Below are 21889 nucleotides of genomic sequence, written 5' to 3' on the forward strand. Positions count from 1 at the left end.
TGGCTCCGCTTCGCTCTGCCGAACGTTGTTTCTGAATGCAATGAAGAATCCCGAACCTCCAGACACGAGATGTTTCACTCCGTTCAACATGAGAAAATGAAAGTAAAAATTACTTTTGACACACCCTCTTATTTTTTATTATAAGGGTGAATTATCGGCGTTGAATGTCTCAAATGTATTATCCGAGTAATAAATGATTATTTTACTGATTTTTCGCTCAGTAGTTTTTTGATACATAACAGGTTGATTCATAGTTTTTTCAGGTACATTCTGAACCTGATCAACTATATTTTCCTTGCGATATTCTGTTTCCGGTCGGGGAATGGGCGGAGATACAGAATCCTGAGAGAATAAATCCGGTTGATTTTGACCCGGATGGTAATTATAGGATGAAGGAGTAGATACTTGATGCATAGTTGAAGTTTTTCCTCCATCAGTTTTTATCATATCGCCATTTCCGGTAAGTAACCAGTCGGGATTGATATAATTGACCCTGGATAAAATACGTGTAACCACATCCAGGCTGGGATTGTTACGTCCATTAAGTATATGTGATATAACAGCCCGGCCAAGCTGTAACCTGTCGGCAAACGCTGATGGAGTAAGATGTTCACGCTCCATTATTAATCTTATACGATCTTTCATATATAGTAATGTATATAATGATGTAACAAATGTAAATAATATTTTTTACAAAAGGAAATTTTACTTATTTACATTTGTTATTTACGTTTGTTGACTTTGTTTACAACAAGTCTGAATACAAATGTATTTATATTGATATATTGAATAAGTATTACTTTACATATTTTAATTAAAATACTAATAATTAGATATATATTATAACAAATAGACGTATATAACCCCTAAATACCATTATATCCCCTACTCTATTAATTTTTATATTAAATTATAGCTTCAAATATTTATATTAATATACTGGAATATAATGTATTATTATTATTTTAATATATTATTTTAACTATATACATCTGTGTATTTCAGCCAGAATTACAAATGTATAAGAGTCGATATGTTTCAATACAATTTTAGCTATTTACATTTGGATATTGCACAACATATTCTTGAATATTATAACTTGTATACTTATGTAAATTTCAGTTGCAATACTTTTGTATATTTATTCATATGCCTTCCTTATATATAAATAATAAAGTTTATCTTTACACCATTAAAAAAAATTAGAACTATGAAGAAGATATTTTTATTTACTTTCTTTTGTTTAGTCTCCCAGATTCACGTATTTGCCTGCACAAATTTTTTAGTCGGCAAAAAAGCGTCTCTCGACGGCTCAACTATTATCAGTTATTCTGCCGATTCTTACGCTTTATTCGGTGAACTCTACCATTGGCCTGCCAAAAAATGGGCTAAAGGTGATATGCTGAAAGTGTATGAATGGGATACCGGAAGATATATGGGTGAGATAGCCCAGGCCGCCCAGAACTATAATGTGGTGGGAAATATGAATGAGCATCAGGTGACTATCGGTGAAACAACGTTCGGCGGACGTGAAGAACTGGCCGATCCGGATGGAATAATGGATTACGGCAGCCTTATATATATAACTCTGCAAAGAGCAAAGAATGCGCGGGAAGCGATAAAAGTGATGACAGAACTGGTAACCGAATATGGCTATTATAGCGGTGGTGAATCTTTTTCTATCGGCGACCCCAACGAAATCTGGGTACTGGAGATGATAGGTAAAGGTAAAGGAAACAAAGGCGCTGTTTGGGTAGCTGTACGTATTCCTGACGATTGTATATCCGCTCATGCCAATCAGGCCCGTATACAACAATTTCCGCTCAACGACCCGGAGAATTGCATCTATTCGAAAGACGTAATTTCTTTTGCTAAGGAAAAAGGCTATTATACAGGTAAGGATGCTGATTTTAGCTTCGCGAAGGCTTATAATCCACTTGATTTTGGCGGACAACGTTTCTGTGAAGCCCGTGTATGGACTTTCTTCAACCGCTATAATAAAGATATGGCAAAATTTGTGACTTATGCCCAAGGTAAGACGCAAGAACCAATGCCCCTATACATTAAACCCGACAGAAAGTTATCAATAGCCGATATACAGGAAATGATGCGCGACCATTATGAAGGTACCGAACTGGACTGGAGCAATGATATAGGCGCAGGTCCGTTCAAATCTCCATATCGCTGGGCTCCTCTGACCTGGGAATCGGATTCGGTCCAGTATTGTAATGAGCGTCCTGTGGCTACCCAGCAAACCGGATTTGTATTTACATCGCAAATGCGCTCCTGGTTGCCTGATCCAATAGGCGGTATTCTTTGGTTTGGTACAGACGATGCCGACCAGACAGTTTTCACCCCGATGTATTGTTCTATTACCGAAATTCCGGAATGTTACCGTGAAGGGAACGGAGATTTATATACTTTTTCATGGACATCCAGTTTCTGGATTCAGAACTGGGTATCGAACATGGTGTATAATAAATATAGCTATATGCATCCGGATCTGGAAAAGGTACAAAAGGAACTGGAAAGTAAATTCTTTGCCGAACAGGACAAAACTGAGAAAGAAGCTATTGCATTATATGAAAAATCGCCGGCACAAGCTGTTCAGTTCCTTACTAAATATAGTGGAGAACAAGCACAGTATGCATTTGACAAATGGAAGAAGCTGGGCGAGTTCCTTGTTATTAAATATATGGACGGCGTAGTACGCAAGGAAAAAGACGGAGAGTTTATCCGTAACGAACACGGAAAACCGTCTTCACCGCAACGCGTAGGTTACCCGAAAGAATTTTACCGGCAGGTGGTGAAAGAAACCGGAGATAAATATAAAGTATTGTATTAAACATAATAAATAGAAAATTTTGCCATAGGCTCTGCTTCGTTCTGTCGAACGTTATATCTGAACGGAGTGAAGAATTCCGTAAATTTACACCCGATTCTTCACTCCGTTCGGAATGGCAAAAGAACTTAAGAAAATTAATGTCTAAAAGTCTCATATATAGCCTCCTGTTTACAATAAGTATTCCCGTTTTGTTTACCGCAAATCTGTTTCTGGGCTCTGTATCCATTCCGGCTCACGCTATCTTCGATATATTGGCAGGAAATGAAGTTGAGAAGCAGGCTTGGGAATATATCGTATTACAGTCGCGGTTACCACAGGCCATCACGGCACTATTTACCGGAGGGGGCATAGCCGTATCGGGATTGCTGTTGCAGACAGCTTTTCGTAATCCTTTGGCCGATGCCGGGATCTTGGGTATAAGTTCGGGGGCAAATCTGGGTGTGGCTCTTGTTATTTTACTGATAGGGAATACGATAGGTTCAGTGGGTGGTTTCGATTTTTCCTATTCGATGAGTATCGTATTCGGTGCGTTTCTCGGGGCAGCTCTCATTCTTGCCATTATTATGGGTTTTGCATCTGTTATTCGCAACAATGTTATGTTGCTGATAATCGGTATTATGGTTGGTTATCTCACATCTTCCATAATTTCCATCCTTAAATTCTGGAGCACGAGCGAAGACGCTTATTCGTTTATGATTTGGGGCATGGGAGATTTTTCGGGCGTATCCACCGAGCAGCTACCATTTTATTGCATAGTGGTAAGTGCCGGCCTGTTATTGTCCGTTTTATTGATTAAACCGTTGAATGCTCTGCTCTTAGGAGAACGGTATGCTACCAATCTGGGTGTGAATATAAAATTGATCCGTTTCCTTTTGCTATTATGCGCGGGCCTTTTGACGGCAATAACCTGTGCTTTTTGCGGGCCTATTGCATTTATCGGTTTGGCAGTTCCGCACATCGCCCGTTTGCTGCTGGGAACATCCAATCATAAGTCGCTGTTACCTTTTACTATTCTGATAGGTTCGGTAATGGCTCTTATATGCAACCTGATAAGTGTGCTTCCGGGTGCTTCGGGTTCATTGCCCCTAAATGCGATAACTCCTATATTCGGAGCCCCGGTTATTATATATGTGATTTTGAACCAGAAAAAGATACAATATTTCAATTGATTTATCTATATAAAGTAAAATGCAGAAAGTAATGAGTAAAAAGTAATATTACTAAAAACAGAGAAAAGTTGTATACTTTGTTACCTTTTAACTATATAGGATTAATATAGGTTAATTTAATACATGTTTTTAGCGATATATTGTTAAAATTGAAATAGAAAGAATTTAAATGATTATTACTTTTGTTACTTTTTTTAATGTTACAAGTTTTGTCGTCTCGCACCATTGCCTCGCCTTCGCTTCGGCGATTGTTAATTGGCACAGCGGCAAATCTACTAATTGAGATATTAGTTTTCCTGTTACTTCTGTTACTTTTTAACTATATATAGTTAAAATATGTAACATTGTTTTACAGGGAGTATATAACCAAATATGAATAGAAAAGCGATAATATCTGCAAGAAATATAAGTATAGGCTATGCAAAAACAAAGCATAGGGACAAGACAGCTTTGTACGAAGATTTGTCCTTCGACTTGTATCAGGGAGAACTTGTGTGCCTGATCGGCGCTAATGGAGCAGGTAAATCCACTTTATTGCGGACCATCAGTGCTTCACAACCAAGTTTGCGGGGCAAAGTGCATTATGAAAATAAGGATGTAAACTTATATTCAGAAAAGGAATTCTCCCGGCTATTGGGCTTGGTGCTGACCGATAAGACTTCGGTGGGAGGATTGTTAGTCAGGGAATTAGTTGAATTGGGACGTTACCCATACACCGGATTTTTCGGGCAACTGGCAAAAGAAGATAAAGAAATAGTGCAAAAGGCAATGGAGGATGTCTGCATCGTACATAAAGCGGAGGTATATGTCGCTGAACTGTCGGATGGAGAACGGCAAAAGGTCATGATAGCCAAAGCGTTGGCGCAACAATGTCCGGTTGTATTATTGGATGAGCCTACCGCATTTCTTGATATCGAGAGCCGCATAGAAGTAATGAATCTCCTTCACAACCTGACTATGAATCAGGGTAAAACAATATTGCTCTCTACACACGATATAGATCTGGCTTTGCTCCTCGCCGACCGTTTATGGCTATTGTCGCGGGAAAAAGGATTGACTGGCGGAGTAACAGAAGATATTGTATTATCCGGTACAATGGACAACTTCTTTAAGGGCGATAATATTCTTTTTGATAAGAATTCAGGGAATTTTTTACCGAACAGGGAAAGCCGCAGAAAGGTATATTTGCAGGCAGAGGGATATTTATATCACTGGACCAAAAATATGCTGGAAAGACATGGCTTTGGAGTGGTTGAAGAAGAGAAGGATACCTTGTTCTCGGTAATAGTAGAATCTGCTGTTTCTATCCGGATAGTAAAAAAAGATGAAATTGTAGATAAGTTAGCTAATTATGAACAACTGTCAGATTATCTGTCCGGTATATAGTACTTTATCTATCGTCTTTTCCTTGCCATATCAATGCGCAGGAAGATGAATAAAAGGATAGTAAATCCCCACAGGGAAGAGCCTCCATAGCTGAAGAATGGCAGGGGAATACCAATTACGGGAGTTAGTCCTATAACCATTCCGATATTGATTGCCAGATGGAAAAGGAAGATGCAGGCTACGCAATAGCCATAAACACGGCCAAATATATTCTTTTGTCTTTCAGCCAGATATATCAATCTGGTAATCAGGGCCAAGAATAAGAGTAAGACAAGTACAGAACCGACGAAACCTTGTTCTTCTCCTACTGTACAGAAAATGAAGTCGGTATCTTGTTCAGGGACATATTTGAGTTTGGTCTGTGTGCCGTTCAGGTATCCTTTACCCAAAATACCTCCCGAACCGATCGCGATCTTTGACTGATTGACATTGTATCCTGCACCCATCAGGTCCTCTTCCATGCCTAGCGTAACTTTGATACGCATCTGCTGGTGAGGCTGCATTATGTCGGTAAACAGGTAGTCGACCGAACTAACAAATAATAGGCTGCCCAATGCGAATACAGCTGTAAGCATATAGACTTTCGACCAATGCTTTTTGGCTAGATACAGCAAATAACCGACTAAAATAGCCAGAGCCACAAGAGCTACTATGCCAAAATCGATAGGTACATCGATTAACGTGAGTAGGTATGCGATGCCGAATATAACCACTGCTCCGAGAAATATATTTCGCGCGGTTATACCATCCTTACGGTAACTGATAACAAGTATGGCGCTGACAAGGATAACCAATATAATGGATATAAACTCTCCTGTTGAAATGATACCTATATCTGTCTCCGAATATTTGAGCCCTACAACAAAGAGCACAACTGCGGATAAGCCCAGAAAGAGAATAATCCCCGGCAACCCCTCTCTATACAGCATTAGTATAAAGACTGTATATACGAGAGCCGATCCTGTTTCCTTTTGTAGCATAATCAATGCCATAGGCACTAAAATCATCACAGCTATTATAGACAGGTTCTGCGCCGTAAGTAACTTAAAGTTGTAAGAATTGAGAAATCTGGCCAAAGCCAGTGCTACAGCGAACTTGGCGAATTCGGCGGGTTGGATTTGTATCGAATTGGTTATCTTGAGCCACGACCGCGAGCCCCTGATATCTGTTGCTAAAAAGACCGTTGCCAGCAAGAGGAGTATGAAAGCAGCATATATATAATATGCGAGTATATCATAGAGATTGCTATCCAGTTTCAGGATGATGAAGCCGAGAATAACAGATGTTCCCATCCATATCAGCTGCATACCGGCCCGTCCGGATAAGTCGAACATACTGGTGGCATGCTCGTACTGATAGCTGGCTCCATATATGCTGAACCACCCGCCCAGTATCAATATCATATACAAGGCTATGGTAAACCAATCGAGGCTCTTCTTTATGTTTTCATCTTCTCTCTGATACATCTCAAGTATATGACCCTTATATGATTATCAATTATCACTTTCCAGTGTGAACGGTTTCACTTCATCTTTCTCTACATCATTGCTTACAACTGCAGGTTCTGAAAATTCCATGGTCCGTTTGTTAGTCCGGTTCCAGTTAAAGAATGTTTGTGGCAATATGGTTGTATTCGCAACCCGCTCCTCGATATACTTATCGCTGGCAGGCACTTCCCCTCTCAGATACTTTTGCATCATCAACCTTCCTACGGGAACTCCGAATGTTGCTCCGAATCCTGCATTTTCAACAATCACAAATATAGCTACTTTGGGGTTATCCTTAGGTGCAAATCCCATGAATATAGAATGGTCTTTCCCATGGGGGTTCTCGGCAGTACCTGTCTTACCGCAGACTTCAATGTCCGGCAACAGGTTTGCTCCACGGCATGTACCTCCTGTTACTGCACGGGCCATACCTTCCACTATAGATTGATAGTGTTCCTTCTTTATTCCGGTTTCCCGTTTATGAGTATAGATACTGTCGAGCGGAGTGTCCTGTATATTCTTCACTACATGAGGTACGATGTAATTACCTCTGTTTGCGATCGTTGCGGCCAGATTTGCAACCTGCAACGGAGTAGCAGTGACTTCTCCTTGCCCGATTGCTATAGATATGATAGTGGAAGCATTCCAACTATTCCTATAAGCTCTGTCGTAGAAATTGCTGTTAGGTATAAACCCTCTCTTTTCTGAAGGGAGGTCTACCCCCAGGCGATAGCCGAATCCCATATCTACCATATGGTCTTTCCATACTTCAAAGGCTTCCGGTGTGCTTTTGTACTTCTTTCTGTTGCTGAGCATAGCAGATAATCCATAACAGAAATATGAATTACAGGATGTTGCAATAGCCGGAATTAAAGCCAGCGGTGAACCATGAGGATGGCATTTTGGCCTGCCACCTAATGGCGGATATCCTCCGGCACAGGAGTACATCGTGTTCTCTGTGATAATATCTTCTTGCAGAAATACTAATCCCTGCGTGGTCTTGAATGTTGAGCCCGGAGGATACATACCTTGTATAGGTCTGTTCAACAAGGGCTTCAACGGATTATTCTCCAGTTCGACATAGTTCTTTTTGAAATTACGTCCGCCAAGCAACATAGACGGATCGTAGGAAGGAGATGTAACCATGCATAAGACTTCACCGGTTGATGGTTCGATCATTACAATACTGCCTACCTTGTTTTGCATCAGATACTCACCGTATGCCTGCAACTCTATGTCAATAGACAATGTTAAGTCTTTCCCCGAAATTGGTGCGATGTCATTCTTTCCGTTTTCGTATTTACCCTGTATGCGGCCGTGGGCATCCCGCAGCAGTATCTCAATGCCTTTTTCTCCTCTCAGATATTTTTCGTAAGATGATTCTATTCCGGATTTTCCTCCATAATCCCCTCTTACATAGTAGTTGTCGTTTTCCATCTGAGTTTTGCTTACTTCAGCTACATAGCCGAATAGTAAGCCTGCGTTAGGATAGTTATATTGCCTCAGTGTTCTCTTTTGTATAAAAAAGCCTGAGAACTTGTATAATTTCTCCTGAAGGATGCCGCTTTCCTGCGTGGTGAGTTGGGTCATAAAAGTCTGCTGGGTATATGAGGAGTATCCGGGATTCAATCTCCTGTCTTTTATATCAGTCAAACGTTTATCGAATTGTTCACGCGTAATACCTAGAGTCTTACATAAATCAAGGGTATCGAAAGGTTGTACTTCCCGGGGTATGTATACAAGGTCGTAAGTAGGCTGATTGTATACTAAGAGCTTATCGTTTCTGTCGGATATCTTTCCACGCGAAGGGTATAAAGTTCTGTTGAAGAATGCATTCCCATCGGCAGAACTTTTATATTCACTATTGACTATCTGCAGATTGAACAATTGGATTATATATATAAGCACTATGCTGCAGGCTATCCCGCCTAAAACATATTTTCGTTTAGTGAGGTCTAAGTTGATTTTTGCCATGAACTCTTTTGCTTTAACGAAAATCCTTCAAATGCAAAAATAAGGATAGTTGTGAGTACTGTTGATAGTAATATCCTTATTATAACAAGTTTTATATTGAAATAAGAAAATGACTCTATGGAGATTAGTCCTATATGATGTATAAGAGTCAAAAAGAATGCAAATTTCATATATGCTGTTCCCAGCAGCCTTAGTCCGGGCGTCTGTTCGTCATAGTCGTCTATCATAAAAAACAGTCCCTGCACAGGACGGCAAAGAAATCCGATAAGAGTAGTAGCTGCTGCATTCATCCCGGGTGTATTACAAAAAATATCGATAATGAACCCGAGTATGAATCCTAATAAGGTAGACAGGTTTCTACTGAACCCTACAGGCAACTTCAGTACAAAGTAGATATATGCAAAAGGTACAGCATAACTTAGAAAAGAAATCCTGTTAAGTACCAAAACCTGTAATAATACAAGCAGTACAAACATCAAAGCATATTTTATGACACTACTTTTTAACATTCTTGGTTTTAATCTTATTCTCCAGTTCTTTTATTTCCTCATTAGTATTGTTAATAAGAAGTACATTTTTGAGAGAGCCAAAGTCCGTGGATAATTTTACCTTCAAGCTATTGAAATTATCATCTGTCTCACTCTTGTATCCTTCTATTGTGCCAACCATTATACCTTCGGGAAAGAAGTCCGAGAAGCCGGTTGTTACAATCGTATCTCCTATCTGTACATTCTCATATTTAGGATATTCGGTAAGCATTGCGTAACGTGGGTCTCCCCCTTCCCAGATAAGGATTCCGGCAGCATTCGAGTTCAAAATTTTACAGCTAAAGCGGCTATGCGGATTCAACACGGGCTGTACTATACCGTAATTAGCACTGGCATCAATGACAACACCGACTATTCCTTGTTGAGAAACAACGCCCATATCGGGCCGCACACCATCTTTTTTACCTTTATTGATAATTATGTAGTTATCAACAAGAGAGATACTGTTCTTCTCTATCCGGGCAATAACAAAATGCGGCTCAACCCTTTGCCCTAACGAATCGCGCAAGAAAGCTTCTGTTTTCAACGAATCGGCTTCTATTGCAAATATATAGTCTTTCAGTTCGTTTATTTCGGCTTGCAATTCAGCACTTTTCTGCAAAAGTTGCTGATTCTCTGTTCTTAACCCAAAATAAGAGGAGATGCTCCCTGATATAGCATAAACCCTTCCCGTTATTTCATTGGAAGAGTTTAAGTATATACTTTTTTGGTATGAATTTCCGCTAAAAACGAAAGAGAAACAGATTATTTCAAGAATAATGAAAACAAACCATGAACTATTTTTTAATAAAAAGTTTATCAGGCTGCGCATAATCCGTTCTTATCTATTTAAAATCAATTAGGTATAAGATGTTAATCCTAAATATCTTATCGCATCAGGAAATTGAATTTCTCGATGTTTTTCAAGGCAATTCCTGTACCTTTAGCCACAGCATGAAGCGGATCTTCGGCAACATAAAATTGTATTCCGATCCGGTCAGAGAAGCGCTTGCTAAGTCCTCTTAACAAGGCACCGCCTCCTGTCAGGTAAATACCATTGCGAACAATATCGGCATATAATTCCGGAGGAGTTTGTTCTAATGCGCTCAAGATAGCCGAATCCATTTTGGATAAAGATTTATCGAGGCAATGAGCCATTTCCTGATACGATACAGGAATATCCATCGGTAATGATGTCATCCGGTTTGGTCCGTGTACGATAAAATCTTCCGGAACTTCTTCGTCCGGTAATTCGGTCAAAGCAGCGCCAACGGCTATTTTTATGTTTTCCGCTGTACGTTCTCCTACTTTAATATTGTGTTGACGTCCCATATATTCCTGGATATCTTCAGTCAGGTCATCCCCTGCGATTTTTATCGATTTATTAGAAACGATACCACCCAGGGAGATAACTGCGATTTCTGTTGTACCACCGCCTATATCTACTATCATGTTTCCTTCCGGAGCTTCTACGTCGATACCGATACCTAAAGCCGCAGCCATCGGCTCATAAATCATATACACATCGCGACCTCCGGCATGCTCTGCCGAGTCGCGGATAGCACGGGTTTCCACCTCGGTACTTCCCGAAGGGATACAAATGACAATGCGCAATGACGGAGAGAAAAGACGACTTTTATTATTAAACATCTTTATCAATCCGCGAATCATTTGTTCGGCAGCCGTAAAGTCTGCAATCACACCATCTTTCAATGGTCTTACAGTACGGATATCTTCATGGGTCTTACCATGCATCTGTCTGGCCTGTTCCCCTACAGCAATTACTTTTCCTGTTTTACGTTCCAGGGCTATTACTGAGGGCTGGTCTACAACAATTCTGCCATTATGTATTATGATAGTATTGGCCGTGCCAAGATCCATCGCTATTTCTTGCGTGAAAGAGAATAATCCCATATTCGAGCTTGTTTATTTTTGCTTACTAACCAGTTAATTATTAATGTTTAAAGTGGCGGATACCAGTCATTACCATTGAAATATTGTGTTCGTTGCAATATTCGACGGATAAATTGTCTTTCACCGACCCTCCGGGTTGCACCACAGCTGTGACACCTGCATTGCCGGCTATTTCCACACAGTCGGGAAACGGGAAGAAGGCATCCGAAGCCATAACAGAACCATCGAGATTAAAGCCAAAAGAATCGGCTTTTTCTATCGCCTGCTTCAATGCATCGACACGCGAAGTCTGGCCGGTACCTCCGGCACACAATTGTTTGTTTTTAACCAAAATGATAGCATTCGATTTTGTATGTTTCACCAGTTTATTGGCGAACAACAGATCCTCAAGTTCTGTACCCTGGAGTGGCCTGTTTGTTACCAATTTTAAATCGTCAGCCGTCTGTATGCTTAAATCTTTATCTTGTACCAATACTCCGTTCAACAGAGAGCGGAATTGTTTACTTTCCGTCAGTTCTTGTTTTTGCACTAAGATAATACGATTTTTCTTTTGTTCCAAAATTTCAAGTGCATCCTTATCATATTCGGGCGCAATTACTATTTCAAAGAAGATATTGTTGATCTCCTCTGCTGCCGATTTATCGATTTTCCGGTTGCTGACAATGATACCGCCAAAGGCCGAGACAGGATCTCCGGCCAAAGCATCTTTCCATGCTTCAGCTACGGAAGCGCGCGACGCTATACCACAGGCATTATTATGCTTCAATATTGCGACGGTTGTTTCGTCGAATTCGCTGATAAGGCTTACTGCAGATTCTATATCCAGCAAATTGTTATATGATATTTCACGGCCGTGCAATTGATCGAACATAGCATTGAAATCACCATAGAATGTACCTTTCTGATGCGGGTTTTCTCCATAGCGAAGATGCATGGCGTCGTCTTCGGCATAACGGAATGCTGTTCCTTCATTATTATCCATATAATTAAATATGGCTGTATCATAAGATGAAGATACCGAGAAGGCTTCTTTAGCAAAGAATTTACGGTCTGCGATATCCGATTTTCCCGACTTTTCTTCCAGCAGGTTAATCAACGGCTGGTATTGTTGCTTTGATGCAATGATAATTACATCTTTGAAGTTCTTTGCTGCAGCACGTATAAGAGAAATGCCGCCTATATCTATTTTTTCTATAATATCTTGTTCTCCGGCACCTGAAGCGACTGTGTCTTCGAAAGGATACAAATCTACGATAACCAGGTCTATTTCATGTATATCGTATGCTTTTATCTGCTTCATATCTTCGGGCAGTTCCCTGCGGCACAGGATGCCACCAAAGATTTTCGGATGTAATGTTTTTACCCGTCCGCCCAAGATAGAGGGATAACCTGTTGTATCTTCCACGGCATCGCATGGCAAGCCTAACGATTCAATGAAACTCTTCGTTCCCCCTGTAGAAATGAAACGAACACCTAAACTATCTAATTTCTTTAAGATCTCATCCAATCCATCCTTATGATAAACTGAAACTAACGCTGTTTTTATTTTTTTCTCTGAAGACATGATGTGTTAATTATCCGACTTTTTCAGGGGAACAAAGTTATAAAAACTATTGTTATTACAGGCCGTTTTTAATATAATTTTTCAGGAATATGTCAGTCAGAAAAAAATAGTATAAAATCGCATTAATATTTACATATTTTTGTATATGGAAATCTATCTGAATGATGGTATCTGCCGGTATGGTCTGAAACGAAACAAACGAAACATATATCAGCCAAGATTACGATAGCCTCAAAATGTCTTTTGACAATATGACAGTATTGGCATCAGAATAGCGGTCAATTGCAGGATTCTTCGCACAGGCACAATTCACGGCCTTCGGTCTGTATTGTTACATGCCTGATGCCAAACTGCTTGCCGATCGACCGTTTTGCATTTTCCAAGATAAGGTCCCGATCGGCTCCAGGGCTTACTTTCAGATGTACAGTCATTACGGAGAAATCGGAGGTAATCATCCATATATGCAGATCATGGACGCCCTCTACCCCATCTAGCGATTTCAGAACCTTTATCACCTCTTGAGAATCAATACCGGAAGGCTTGGCTTCCATCAATATGTTCACTGATTCCCTGAGTACGTTCCAACCGCTGTAAAGTACTAGTAATGAAACAATCATACTGGCTATAGGATCGGCTATATACCAGCCGAACAGCATAATAAGCACTGCGGCGATAATAGCTCCGACCGAACCGAGTAAATCGCCTATAACATGAAGAAACGCGCTGCGTACATTCAGGTTTTCTTCAGGAGAACCCTGCGAATGCAGTATCCATGCTACAATAATATTGATAACCAGCCCTATCGTGGATATTATCATCATTCCTTTACCTATTACATGAGGTGGGGACGACAGACGTTCTATCGCCTCTTTACATATAAAAACAGCTAATAAGACCAATACGATCCCGTTTAATAATGCAGCAAGAATTTCGAAACGTTTATAGCCATATGTTTTGGACGGAGTGGCAGCTCTCGCACCGAAGATCAGTGCGCTTAGGCTTAGTCCGAGTGCCACGGCATCACTTAACATGTGTCCTGCATCGGAGATTAATGCCAGGCTGTTTGTCATATAGCCTCCGATAAATTCGATAAACATAAATCCGGTAATCAGGATAAAACTGATGGTCAATGCTTTTTTGTTTGCATTGTGACTGTGACTGTGTCCTCCGTGTGAATGCCCGTGATCGTGGTCATCGTGGCTATGGTTGTGCTTCATAAAACCGTTTAATTAAAAAGTGATAAAAAATAGGTATGAACATTCCTTTCTACGGCCTATCTATGTAAACATCCGGTAATGATAACTTGTTTTAGTTATCTGACATATAGATAAAATTGCCCTTTGTTTATTTATAAAAGAAAAAGCAAGGGTAAAGTTAAACCTTTTTCCCTTGCTTTCAGTATTTAATGTTATAAATATCTTCTGTCAGTCGTTCATTGAAATGAGGAATTCTTCATTGTTTACTGTCTTTCTCAATCTATTTTCGAGGAATTGCATTGCTTCTACCGAATTCATATCCGATAAGAAATTGCGCAATACCCACATACGGCTGAGTGTATCGTTGCTAAGCAGCAGGTCGTCGCGACGTGTACTGGATGCAATGATATCCACAGCAGGGAAGATACGTTTGTTGGACAGTTTACGGTCGAGTTGAAGTTCCATATTACCTGTACCTTTGAATTCTTCGAAGATAACATCATCCATCTTGGAACCTGTTTCGGTAAGTGCTGTAGCTATGATAGTGAGTGAACCCCCATTTTCTATATTACGGGCAGCACCGAAGAAGCGTTTCGGTTTATGCAGGGCGTTAGCATCCACACCTCCTGTCAGTACTTTACCCGATGCCGGTTGTACTGTATTATATGCACGCGCCAGGCGGGTAATGGAGTCGAGCAGGATAACAACGTCATGACCGCATTCTACCATACGTTTAGCCTTATTGAGCACTATTTCGGCAATTTTCACGTGGCGATCTGCCGGTTCGTCGAATGTAGAAGCAATTACTTCGGCGTTTACACTGCGTTCCATATCTGTTACCTCTTCCGGACGTTCATCAATAAGAAGCACTATCATGTATACTTCCGGATGGTTGTCGGCAATGGCATTCGCTATATCTTTCAATAATGTGGTTTTACCTGTTTTTGGCTGGGCAACAATAAGCCCGCGCTGCCCTTTTCCTATCGGTGAAAATAAATCCACGACACGACACGATAAGTTATCGTTGCGCCCTTTTGTCAACTTGAATTTTTCATCCGGGAAAAGTGGTTTCAGGTGATCGAACGGAACACGGTCACGAACCTCGTCCGGAGTGCGCCCGTTGATTCTGTCAACTTTTACCAGTGGAAAGAATTTTTCCGATTCTTTTGGCGGGCGGATAGGTCCTTCTACGATATCTCCGGTTTTTAACCCGAACAAACGGATTTGCGACTGGGAAATATATACGTCATCAGGTGATGACATGTAGTTGTAATCAGATGAACGCAAAAAGCCATAGCCTTCTTGCATGATTTCGAGTACGCCTATAGCATTTAGGATACCTTCGAAATCGAATTGCTTGTTGTCTTGTTGTTGGTTATTTTGCTTCTGATTATTATTGTTATGTTGTTGGTTCTGCTTTCCGGTGGGTTTTGCAGGAGTTTCCGGTACTACGATTTCAACAGGGGCTACTTCCGAATCCACTTCTAAAGGGGAAAGCAAAGGTAATCCCGGGATAGGCTCCTGTGGTTCTTCTTCTCTCACTTTGTTTGAACGGAAAACCAGTTGAGTCGGTTTTGCTGCCGGTTGTTGTGGTTTAACTTCAGCTTCGGGTTTATTCTCCTTTTCCTTAGGTTCTGCATTATTGTTTTTTTTAACAATAATTTCTTTTTGCGGAGCTTTTTCTGTAGCTGCGACAGGTGCCGGGATATCTTTTTTGTCTACTACAGGTGCTTTTACCGGTTCCGGTTTGACTTCTTTTTTTATCTCTTCCTGAGGTTTTGGCTTCGGAGCCTCCTCTTTTTTCGGTGGCTGAACTGCTGCCATTTTTTCCTTTCCCGGAGCAGGTGGTGTGCTTTGAGGTTTAGGGGGCTGATCCTGTTTTTTTGCTTGGTTCTGGGCTTTTTGTTTTCCTTTTGCAGCAGCTTGCGATTTTTTCTGCTGTTGTTCTATTCTATCTTCACTTTGGTAGCTCTCCGAATTTTTATTTTTAGCTTCCATGATAGCTTGTTCATCTAATATTTTATAGATGAGCTCATCCTTCTTATAAGCATCGGGGCGCCTGATTCCAAGTTCTTTAGCGATAGTTCTTAGTTCTATTGTGAGCTTTTCGTTGAGCTCAAGAATGTTATATATACGCATGTATATCTATATTAAATTATATTGATTTTGTATGTATTTCAAAAAATAATTAAGGAATGATCTTTTGGTAGTTTAAATACTATTATAATATTATTATGGATCTTATTTTTAGAAGATAATAACCCAAAATGATTAATTATCATAATGCCAAAAAGTTTGCTCTTTTGGAGGTTCCTGGCGGATTCGAACCGCCGTCAACGGTTTTGCAGACCGGTGCCTAACCACTCGGCCAAGGAACCATTTTCGGTTAGCGAATGCAAAGATATAACAATTTATTCAACAGGCAAGTTTTTATAAATTTTTTTATCCCGAAACCAAGGCTCTCTCCGGTTATAATATAGAACGCAAAAGATTATCAATTATTATCAGATCTCGTATTTACTTACTAGTTAGGATGATATGCAAATACTGATTTTATTCAAATGTTCACTGCAATTTAGTTGTTAATTTCAAATCTAATAAAAATAATTCAGATTCTCTCATTATTTTTGAAGCTTTAACGTATCGAACATATAAATTGTAAAAGGTAAGGGCAAATTATTTTTATATTCTGATACCATCACGTTAGCAACGCCCCGGCTTAATATATCCAGTTTTTTAGCAGCGGCATAAGATAAATCTATGATGAATTTTTTTCTGAAAGGCCCCCTGTCTATTACCCGTACAACAACTTCCCTGTCGTTATGAAGGTTTTTCACCGTTAGCATCGTTCCAAAAGGATATGTCTTATGGGCGCATACCATGCTATCCTTTCTGTATATCTCTCCACTGGCAGTTTTTCTGTTATTGAACTTTGTTCCGTAGAATGTTGCCTTTCCTGTATGCTGGGCATTAGCCACTAAAACGACAAAAAGCAAAAAGAGTCCGAATACCGTTTTCTTCATAAGGTTAATAATTACTTAGTTACTCCGGTTTTAACACAACACCGATTTTTTTCTTTCCGTTTATTTTTATTGTAACAGGATTAGAAAAACGGACATGGCGCAGATATCCTGTTTCATATACGGCCGGTTGACTGTTCAGGTATTCTTCATCAAACAGTCCGTCATTTTGTAAAAACGGATTGATGGAAAAATAGCCGACTCCAAAGGATGTCAGGTTTTGAAAAAAGTGCGTACCCTGACTTGGTTCTATCTTATAGTTATCCAGTGCAATCTCTACCAGGACACGTGCGTTACTTATCTGTGGCCAACGTACCGGTATTCCCAGCCAGGGATCGCTGCTCCCCCATCTTCCCGGGCCAATGAGCACATAGTTCTTATCATTATCCAGAAATTCTTTATTTATAGCATCTATCTCTATGGCAATCAATTGGTTATTGGCTGCACTGAAACTTTTGGTTTTCACATAAACTATGTCGTAAACATCGCTGGTTACACCATGTCCGAGGGCGCTGGTAGAATGGAGTATTTCCTGTTCGGGCTTTATTTGCGACAGGTCCTCACTTTGCAATTCGCGGTTCTGTACAATAGGACGTATCTGCAAAAGGTAGAAAGTACCTTCCCCTTTGTCTTTCAGGTCGGCGGCAAATTCTATTTCCACAGCCCGCCCCATTTCTTCCTGGCCTATTCTCAGCGTTTGTTTCAGTATTTCAGCCAAAGGAAAAACATTGTGTTGCAATATATTAACAAACGATAAGATTTTACGTCCTCCTTCATAGTAACCATCATAGATTACCTGGTCTACAGGATCGTATGTAGATGATATATATTTGATAGAGCCGTCTTTCTCGGCATCTTTCAGATTCAGTTTCAACAGGTTAAAGCCATCGTTCGTAGAAAACTCCTTTTCTGTATCTTTCATATCCAGCGCATAGAAGAAGCGTTGTGTATCCCTTAATGCGAAATCTACAGAACTTAATTGTATTATATTATGCGGATGGGCAGGTGAAAAGCGTAGGCTGACTCCGCCTTCGACAATATATTTGCCCAGCCCCAATACAATATTTGCAATGCCTTCTTCCGGTTTTTCATTGCCTACAGGATAAAAATTAAGCGAGCGGGCAACCCCCGATAATGTAGGATAGAAATGGTCTCCATAACGGCTTCCTACAGCTTCCTGTAATACAATTGCCATTTTTTCCTGATCAATCAGGTTTTGTGTGGCTACCATATATGTTTTGCTGTCTCTGTAAAATACGGATGCATAAACGGCTTTAATTGCTTTTCCTAAAAGACCCAGCATTTCGTATTTATCGGGCAGTAATGGTATCATGTATGTGGAATACACACCTGCAAAGGGTTGATAATGGGAGTCTTCCAATAAACTTGATGAGCGTACGGCTACCGGTGCTTTTACTACATCCAGAAATGCCATGAAGTCTTCAATCAGGCGGTCGGGCAACCCTGCTTTGAGGAAATAACGGAGGATCTCATCATCCGGCCTGTCCGATAAAGCTATGGGGTATAAGTCGTTTATTTCCATAAATTCGTCAAAAAGGTCGGTGGACATAACCACTGTACGGGGGATTCTCACTGCAATATTCTCATCATTGTTCAGTTCCGTGTGTTCTTTTACAATATTGTCCATGAATGCGATGCTACGCCCTTTCCCCCCTATAGAACCATCACCCATTCGCACAAAATTGGAGAACTCATCGAACCTGTCTTTATCAAATACGGCCACAATTCCCGAATTCTTGATACGCCTGTATTTTATTATCATATCATAGATAATCTGGCGGGCATCTTCTACATTGTCGAAGTCCGAAATATCTATTTTCTTGAGTCCTTCTGCCAGCGGGAACAGTGCACGGGAGTAGAAGAAGCGTGAAAAGTGATTGTGAGACATATGATATACCAGTGAATCGGTAGGTATATTAAATATGTTCTTCTGTAAGTCCTTCAGGTTACGGATGCGGAATATTTCTTCTTCTGTATCCGGATTTATAATTATAAAGTCGCCGAAACCAAAATTATTTACAACCTGTTTTCTTAAATCGCGGGGAAAGCTTTTCGAATTTTTATCGATAAAACTGCATCCTAATTCGTCGGCATATAATTTGTTGGATATTTCGGATGAAGTGAAAACGATTGGTTTGAAGCGGTCTCTGGTCTTTACCCATTTGGCAAAGTTATAGCCTGCAAGCTTATCCTTTGTGCCTTCGTGCATGTAACTCATATCGGTCACAATGCCAAGTATATTATCTTTATATTCGGTATATATCCCGACAGCTTCTTCATAAGTACGGGCAAGCATGATTTTCGGCCGGCCGCGCATACGCAGCATTTGCTGGTGTTCGTTCAGGGCTTCTTTCGAAAATTCTTTCGACTCTTCCATAACTATTTTGAACAAGGTTGGCAGTGCCGATGAGTAAAACCGTACCGAATCTTCGATAAGAAGGATAATCTGTACACCTACACTTTCCGTATCATGTTCGGCATTCATCGCGTCTTCTATCAGTTTTATGATGGCCAGTAGTAGATCGGGATTGCCGAGCCAGCTAAACACATAATCTACGCCGGACAGGTCTTCCTGCGACAGCCTCTTGGTCACTTCTCTGGAAAACGGGGTAAGAACAACAAACGGTATATCATTAAAATGTTCTTTTATATGTTTTGCCGTGGCAAACATATCGGTTTCATCCATATTCGGCATCTGGATAATAAGTTCGTAGTGATTCTCAATAAGTTCGGTCAGAGCCTCTTCTTCAGTAACTACTTGTGTAAAACGGGGTGGATAGTTCAGGTTAAGGGATGTATATTCATTGAATATCTGTTCATCGATACGCCCATCGTCTTCCAGAATAAATGAATCATACTTGGTCGCTATCAGCAAAACATTGTAGATTCGTTTATTCATCAGGTTTGCGAATGAAGTGTCTTTGATACGGAAATCTTTGATATCTGGTATTCGTTTCATAGAAAACAGTTACAGTTATTAATTACGAGTTGCCAGTCTGTCTTTAGTAAAATATTTTCCGGCATACTTTCGTTTATCAGGATGATATATAAGCAACAAATATAATGCAAAAAAAGAAGCCGGATATAAAATATGCTCAGCTTCTCTTATTCTTTTAATCTATATCTTTCAATATTCTAGACGAAATAAGTCTTTTTTTACTCCATATCAAATATAAAAAAGGGACGGTTACAAAGTATAACCGTCCCTTTCTATGAAAAATGAAATAATATCAATAAGTAGTGTTTTGAGGGTCAAAATTTGTCCATCCTTTCAGCCAGTTGTCATTATCAGAGTCGCTGGCGAAAGCTCCCGAATAATTTACTTTAGTAAAGAACGGATCGTTCAGCGTGGCATCTGTAAATGCGCCTAAGCCAAGAACCGGGCTTCCTGCAACAGGCCCATAGTTAGGATTAGCTTCTTTACTGTTAGGTTGTCTTAGCTTCAGGTCTGATATATTTGTCAGAGCTCTGTTATTGTTGGCAGTCAGGTTGAAGAATGTACTGGAGAATGAAGCCTTTGTAGCATCGGTAACATTCGTGCCGTCTGTAGATAACTGGTCTGTCCATCCATTAGCCTGCTTGTTGATATCGGAACCTGTGATTCCCATTCCGGCAAATACATTGTTTTGTAATTTAAGTATGCCGTCTGTAGCCCATTTTTGAGTAGTACCTTTCTGGTTGTCCAGTAATAGACCTACCGGATATCCTGTAGCAACAGAATTAAAGAGATTCAGGCGTGAATTGCGGCGAATTTGTATTGCTGCCTGAAATATGCCAAATCTCGATCCATTGTTAGGATTCAGTCCGTCACCTGCAATATACTGTGTGGTATTAGCGAAATCCGTAGCCTGTCCCATAGGGCCTATCAGAGTAACATTACTGAATACAGCTTTAGTATATGGTTCGTCAGTTGTACCGTTGGCGTTGTTATCAGATTCGAAACCATTTGATAATGACTGGTCGGCAATTTTAGGATTTCTTATTCCCAGAAGGAACTGTAATTTACCTGAATATCCATTGTCGGTATCGAAATCGTCATCCCATCCGTGGTATGCCACAAGGTATTTTGCATTTACTGTTCCGCCAAACCACTCAAAAGAATCGTCGTTACTATAAGACACCTGTACATGGTCTATCTGTGTACCGCGACCTACCGATCCCATTGTGAGACCGTTTATTTCCTGATCGGTGGCAAACGGAAAACCGGCATATTCTATTCTCACGTAACTGACGATACCTGAGTTATCATCGTCATTGTTACCACCATGAGGAGCTACAGGACCTCCTTCTATCGGCATTCCGGCAACAATATCAATGTTGTTTTTAGCCCTACCGCATAGGATAATACCTCCCCAGTCACCCGGTTTACGGCTTCCTTTTGCCTGATTTGATGTAAATACAATCGGTTCGGAGGCTGTTCCTTTAGCTATTAACTTACCTCCTTTTCTGGCTATCAGAGCAGCTTTAGTCTCTTTATCACCTTTTATGACTGTCCCCGGCTCTATTGTAAGAGTGGCTCCGTCTTCGATATATACCCAGCCTTTGAGTACGTAAGTTCCTTTCTTAATGGTATGGCTTTCTTTTATAACGAAACTTTGTTCTCCGTTACCGATTTCTGTTCCGTTATTAAACAGGATTTGTTCGGTCTCTTCTCCGCCATTTCCGCCCGTGTCATCATTACTATCCGAGCATGCCGGAAATAACGCTATACATGCAATAAAAAATGCGCTTTTAAATAAACTTAAAGTTTTCATAATCAATATTATTAATAAATGTTTTACTGTTT

Annotated in this window: 15 protein-coding genes and 1 tRNA gene; 3 read left to right on the top strand and 13 right to left on the bottom strand. The window is 40.3% G+C overall.

Annotation, left to right across the window (positions count from 1 at the left end):
* Positions 1–138: 138 nt before the first annotated feature.
* A complete protein-coding gene (locus ACYQ3L_RS15525; protein ID WP_380001407.1) occupies positions 139–645 on the bottom strand; it encodes a helix-turn-helix domain-containing protein in 507 nt (168 codons plus the stop codon).
* Between the two features lie 565 nt (positions 646–1210).
* Between ACYQ3L_RS15525 and ACYQ3L_RS15530 the strand changes: the two genes are divergently transcribed.
* The 3 genes from ACYQ3L_RS15530 (at position 1211) to ACYQ3L_RS15540 (ending at position 5400) form a co-directional block, all read left to right on the top strand.
* Positions 1211–2845: a C69 family dipeptidase gene (locus ACYQ3L_RS15530; protein ID WP_380001405.1), complete on the top strand. Its 1635-nt coding sequence runs from the start codon at positions 1211–1213 to the stop codon at positions 2843–2845.
* Positions 2846–2982: 137 nt separating this feature from the next.
* Positions 2983–4014 carry an iron chelate uptake ABC transporter family permease subunit gene (locus tag ACYQ3L_RS15535; RefSeq protein WP_380001403.1) on the top strand — a complete coding sequence of 344 codons (1032 nt, stop codon included), beginning with the start codon at positions 2983–2985 and terminating at the stop codon, positions 4012–4014.
* Between the two features lie 372 nt (positions 4015–4386).
* Entirely contained in the window at positions 4387–5400 is a 1014-nt protein-coding gene (locus tag ACYQ3L_RS15540) for an ABC transporter ATP-binding protein (RefSeq protein WP_380001401.1), read from the top strand.
* An 8-nt stretch (positions 5401–5408) separates the two neighbouring features.
* Here the strand turns inward: ACYQ3L_RS15540 and rodA are convergent, their stop codons facing one another.
* The 12 genes from rodA to ACYQ3L_RS15600 form a co-directional block, all read right to left on the bottom strand.
* Positions 5409–6866 (bottom strand): rod shape-determining protein RodA, encoded by a 1458-nt coding sequence (rodA, locus tag ACYQ3L_RS15545; RefSeq protein ID WP_380001399.1) that lies wholly within the window; start codon positions 6864–6866, stop codon positions 5409–5411.
* Between the two features lie 27 nt (positions 6867–6893).
* Positions 6894–8861 (bottom strand): penicillin-binding protein 2, encoded by a 1968-nt coding sequence (gene mrdA / locus ACYQ3L_RS15550; protein WP_380001397.1) that lies wholly within the window; start codon positions 8859–8861, stop codon positions 6894–6896.
* A complete protein-coding gene (gene mreD, locus ACYQ3L_RS15555; protein ID WP_380001395.1) occupies positions 8843–9370 on the bottom strand; it encodes a rod shape-determining protein MreD in 528 nt (175 codons plus the stop codon). Before mreD ends, mrdA begins: the two co-directional genes overlap by 19 nt.
* On the bottom strand, positions 9357–10220 hold the full coding sequence (mreC, locus tag ACYQ3L_RS15560) for a rod shape-determining protein MreC (protein ID WP_380001393.1): 864 nt from the start codon (positions 10218–10220) through the stop codon (positions 9357–9359). Before mreC ends, mreD begins: the two co-directional genes overlap by 14 nt.
* A 56-nt stretch (positions 10221–10276) precedes the next feature.
* Positions 10277–11302 (bottom strand): rod shape-determining protein, encoded by a 1026-nt coding sequence (locus ACYQ3L_RS15565; protein ID WP_006798177.1) that lies wholly within the window; start codon positions 11300–11302, stop codon positions 10277–10279.
* 40 nt (positions 11303–11342) lie between these two features.
* On the bottom strand, positions 11343–12866 hold the full coding sequence (gene purH, locus ACYQ3L_RS15570) for a bifunctional phosphoribosylaminoimidazolecarboxamide formyltransferase/IMP cyclohydrolase (RefSeq protein WP_380001391.1): 1524 nt from the start codon (positions 12864–12866) through the stop codon (positions 11343–11345).
* Between the two features lie 278 nt (positions 12867–13144).
* On the bottom strand, positions 13145–14083 hold the full coding sequence (locus ACYQ3L_RS15575) for a cation diffusion facilitator family transporter (protein ID WP_380001389.1): 939 nt from the start codon (positions 14081–14083) through the stop codon (positions 13145–13147).
* A gap of 207 nt (positions 14084–14290) precedes the next feature.
* Entirely contained in the window at positions 14291–16201 is a 1911-nt protein-coding gene (gene rho, locus ACYQ3L_RS15580) for a transcription termination factor Rho (protein WP_380001387.1), read from the bottom strand.
* A gap of 165 nt (positions 16202–16366) precedes the next feature.
* Positions 16367–16440 (bottom strand) — tRNA-Cys (locus tag ACYQ3L_RS15585).
* 243 nt (positions 16441–16683) lie between these two features.
* Positions 16684–17085: a septal ring lytic transglycosylase RlpA family protein gene (locus tag ACYQ3L_RS15590; protein ID WP_380001385.1), complete on the bottom strand. Its 402-nt coding sequence runs from the start codon at positions 17083–17085 to the stop codon at positions 16684–16686.
* 19 nt (positions 17086–17104) lie between these two features.
* The gene (locus tag ACYQ3L_RS15595) at positions 17105–20062 is read right to left on the bottom strand and encodes a PEP/pyruvate-binding domain-containing protein (RefSeq protein WP_380001383.1); all 2958 of its coding nucleotides are present in this window, start codon (positions 20060–20062) and stop codon (positions 17105–17107) included.
* Between the two features lie 271 nt (positions 20063–20333).
* Positions 20334–21857 (bottom strand): hypothetical protein, encoded by a 1524-nt coding sequence (locus ACYQ3L_RS15600; RefSeq protein ID WP_380001381.1) that lies wholly within the window; start codon positions 21855–21857, stop codon positions 20334–20336.
* Between the last annotated feature and the right edge of the window lie 32 nt (positions 21858–21889).

This window comes from Dysgonomonas termitidis (assembly GCF_054657735.1).

Coding starts and splice junctions, on each gene's coding strand:
- ACYQ3L_RS15525 (WP_380001407.1), bottom strand. CDS start 645: ATGAAAGATCGTATAAGATTAATAATGGAGCGTGAACATCTTACTCCA.
- ACYQ3L_RS15530 (WP_380001405.1), top strand. CDS start 1,211: ATGAAGAAGATATTTTTATTTACTTTCTTTTGTTTAGTCTCCCAGATT.
- ACYQ3L_RS15535 (WP_380001403.1), top strand. CDS start 2,983: ATGTCTAAAAGTCTCATATATAGCCTCCTGTTTACAATAAGTATTCCC.
- ACYQ3L_RS15540 (WP_380001401.1), top strand. CDS start 4,387: ATGAATAGAAAAGCGATAATATCTGCAAGAAATATAAGTATAGGCTAT.
- rodA (WP_380001399.1), bottom strand. CDS start 6,866: ATGTATCAGAGAGAAGATGAAAACATAAAGAAGAGCCTCGATTGGTTT.
- mrdA (WP_380001397.1), bottom strand. CDS start 8,861: ATGGCAAAAATCAACTTAGACCTCACTAAACGAAAATATGTTTTAGGC.
- mreD (WP_380001395.1), bottom strand. CDS start 9,370: ATGTTAAAAAGTAGTGTCATAAAATATGCTTTGATGTTTGTACTGCTT.
- mreC (WP_380001393.1), bottom strand. CDS start 10,220: ATGCGCAGCCTGATAAACTTTTTATTAAAAAATAGTTCATGGTTTGTT.
- ACYQ3L_RS15565 (WP_006798177.1), bottom strand. CDS start 11,302: ATGGGATTATTCTCTTTCACGCAAGAAATAGCGATGGATCTTGGCACG.
- purH (WP_380001391.1), bottom strand. CDS start 12,866: ATGTCTTCAGAGAAAAAAATAAAAACAGCGTTAGTTTCAGTTTATCAT.
- ACYQ3L_RS15575 (WP_380001389.1), bottom strand. CDS start 14,083: ATGAAGCACAACCATAGCCACGATGACCACGATCACGGGCATTCACAC.
- rho (WP_380001387.1), bottom strand. CDS start 16,201: ATGCGTATATATAACATTCTTGAGCTCAACGAAAAGCTCACAATAGAA.
- ACYQ3L_RS15590 (WP_380001385.1), bottom strand. CDS start 17,085: ATGAAGAAAACGGTATTCGGACTCTTTTTGCTTTTTGTCGTTTTAGTG.
- ACYQ3L_RS15595 (WP_380001383.1), bottom strand. CDS start 20,062: ATGAAACGAATACCAGATATCAAAGATTTCCGTATCAAAGACACTTCA.
- ACYQ3L_RS15600 (WP_380001381.1), bottom strand. CDS start 21,857: ATGAAAACTTTAAGTTTATTTAAAAGCGCATTTTTTATTGCATGTATA.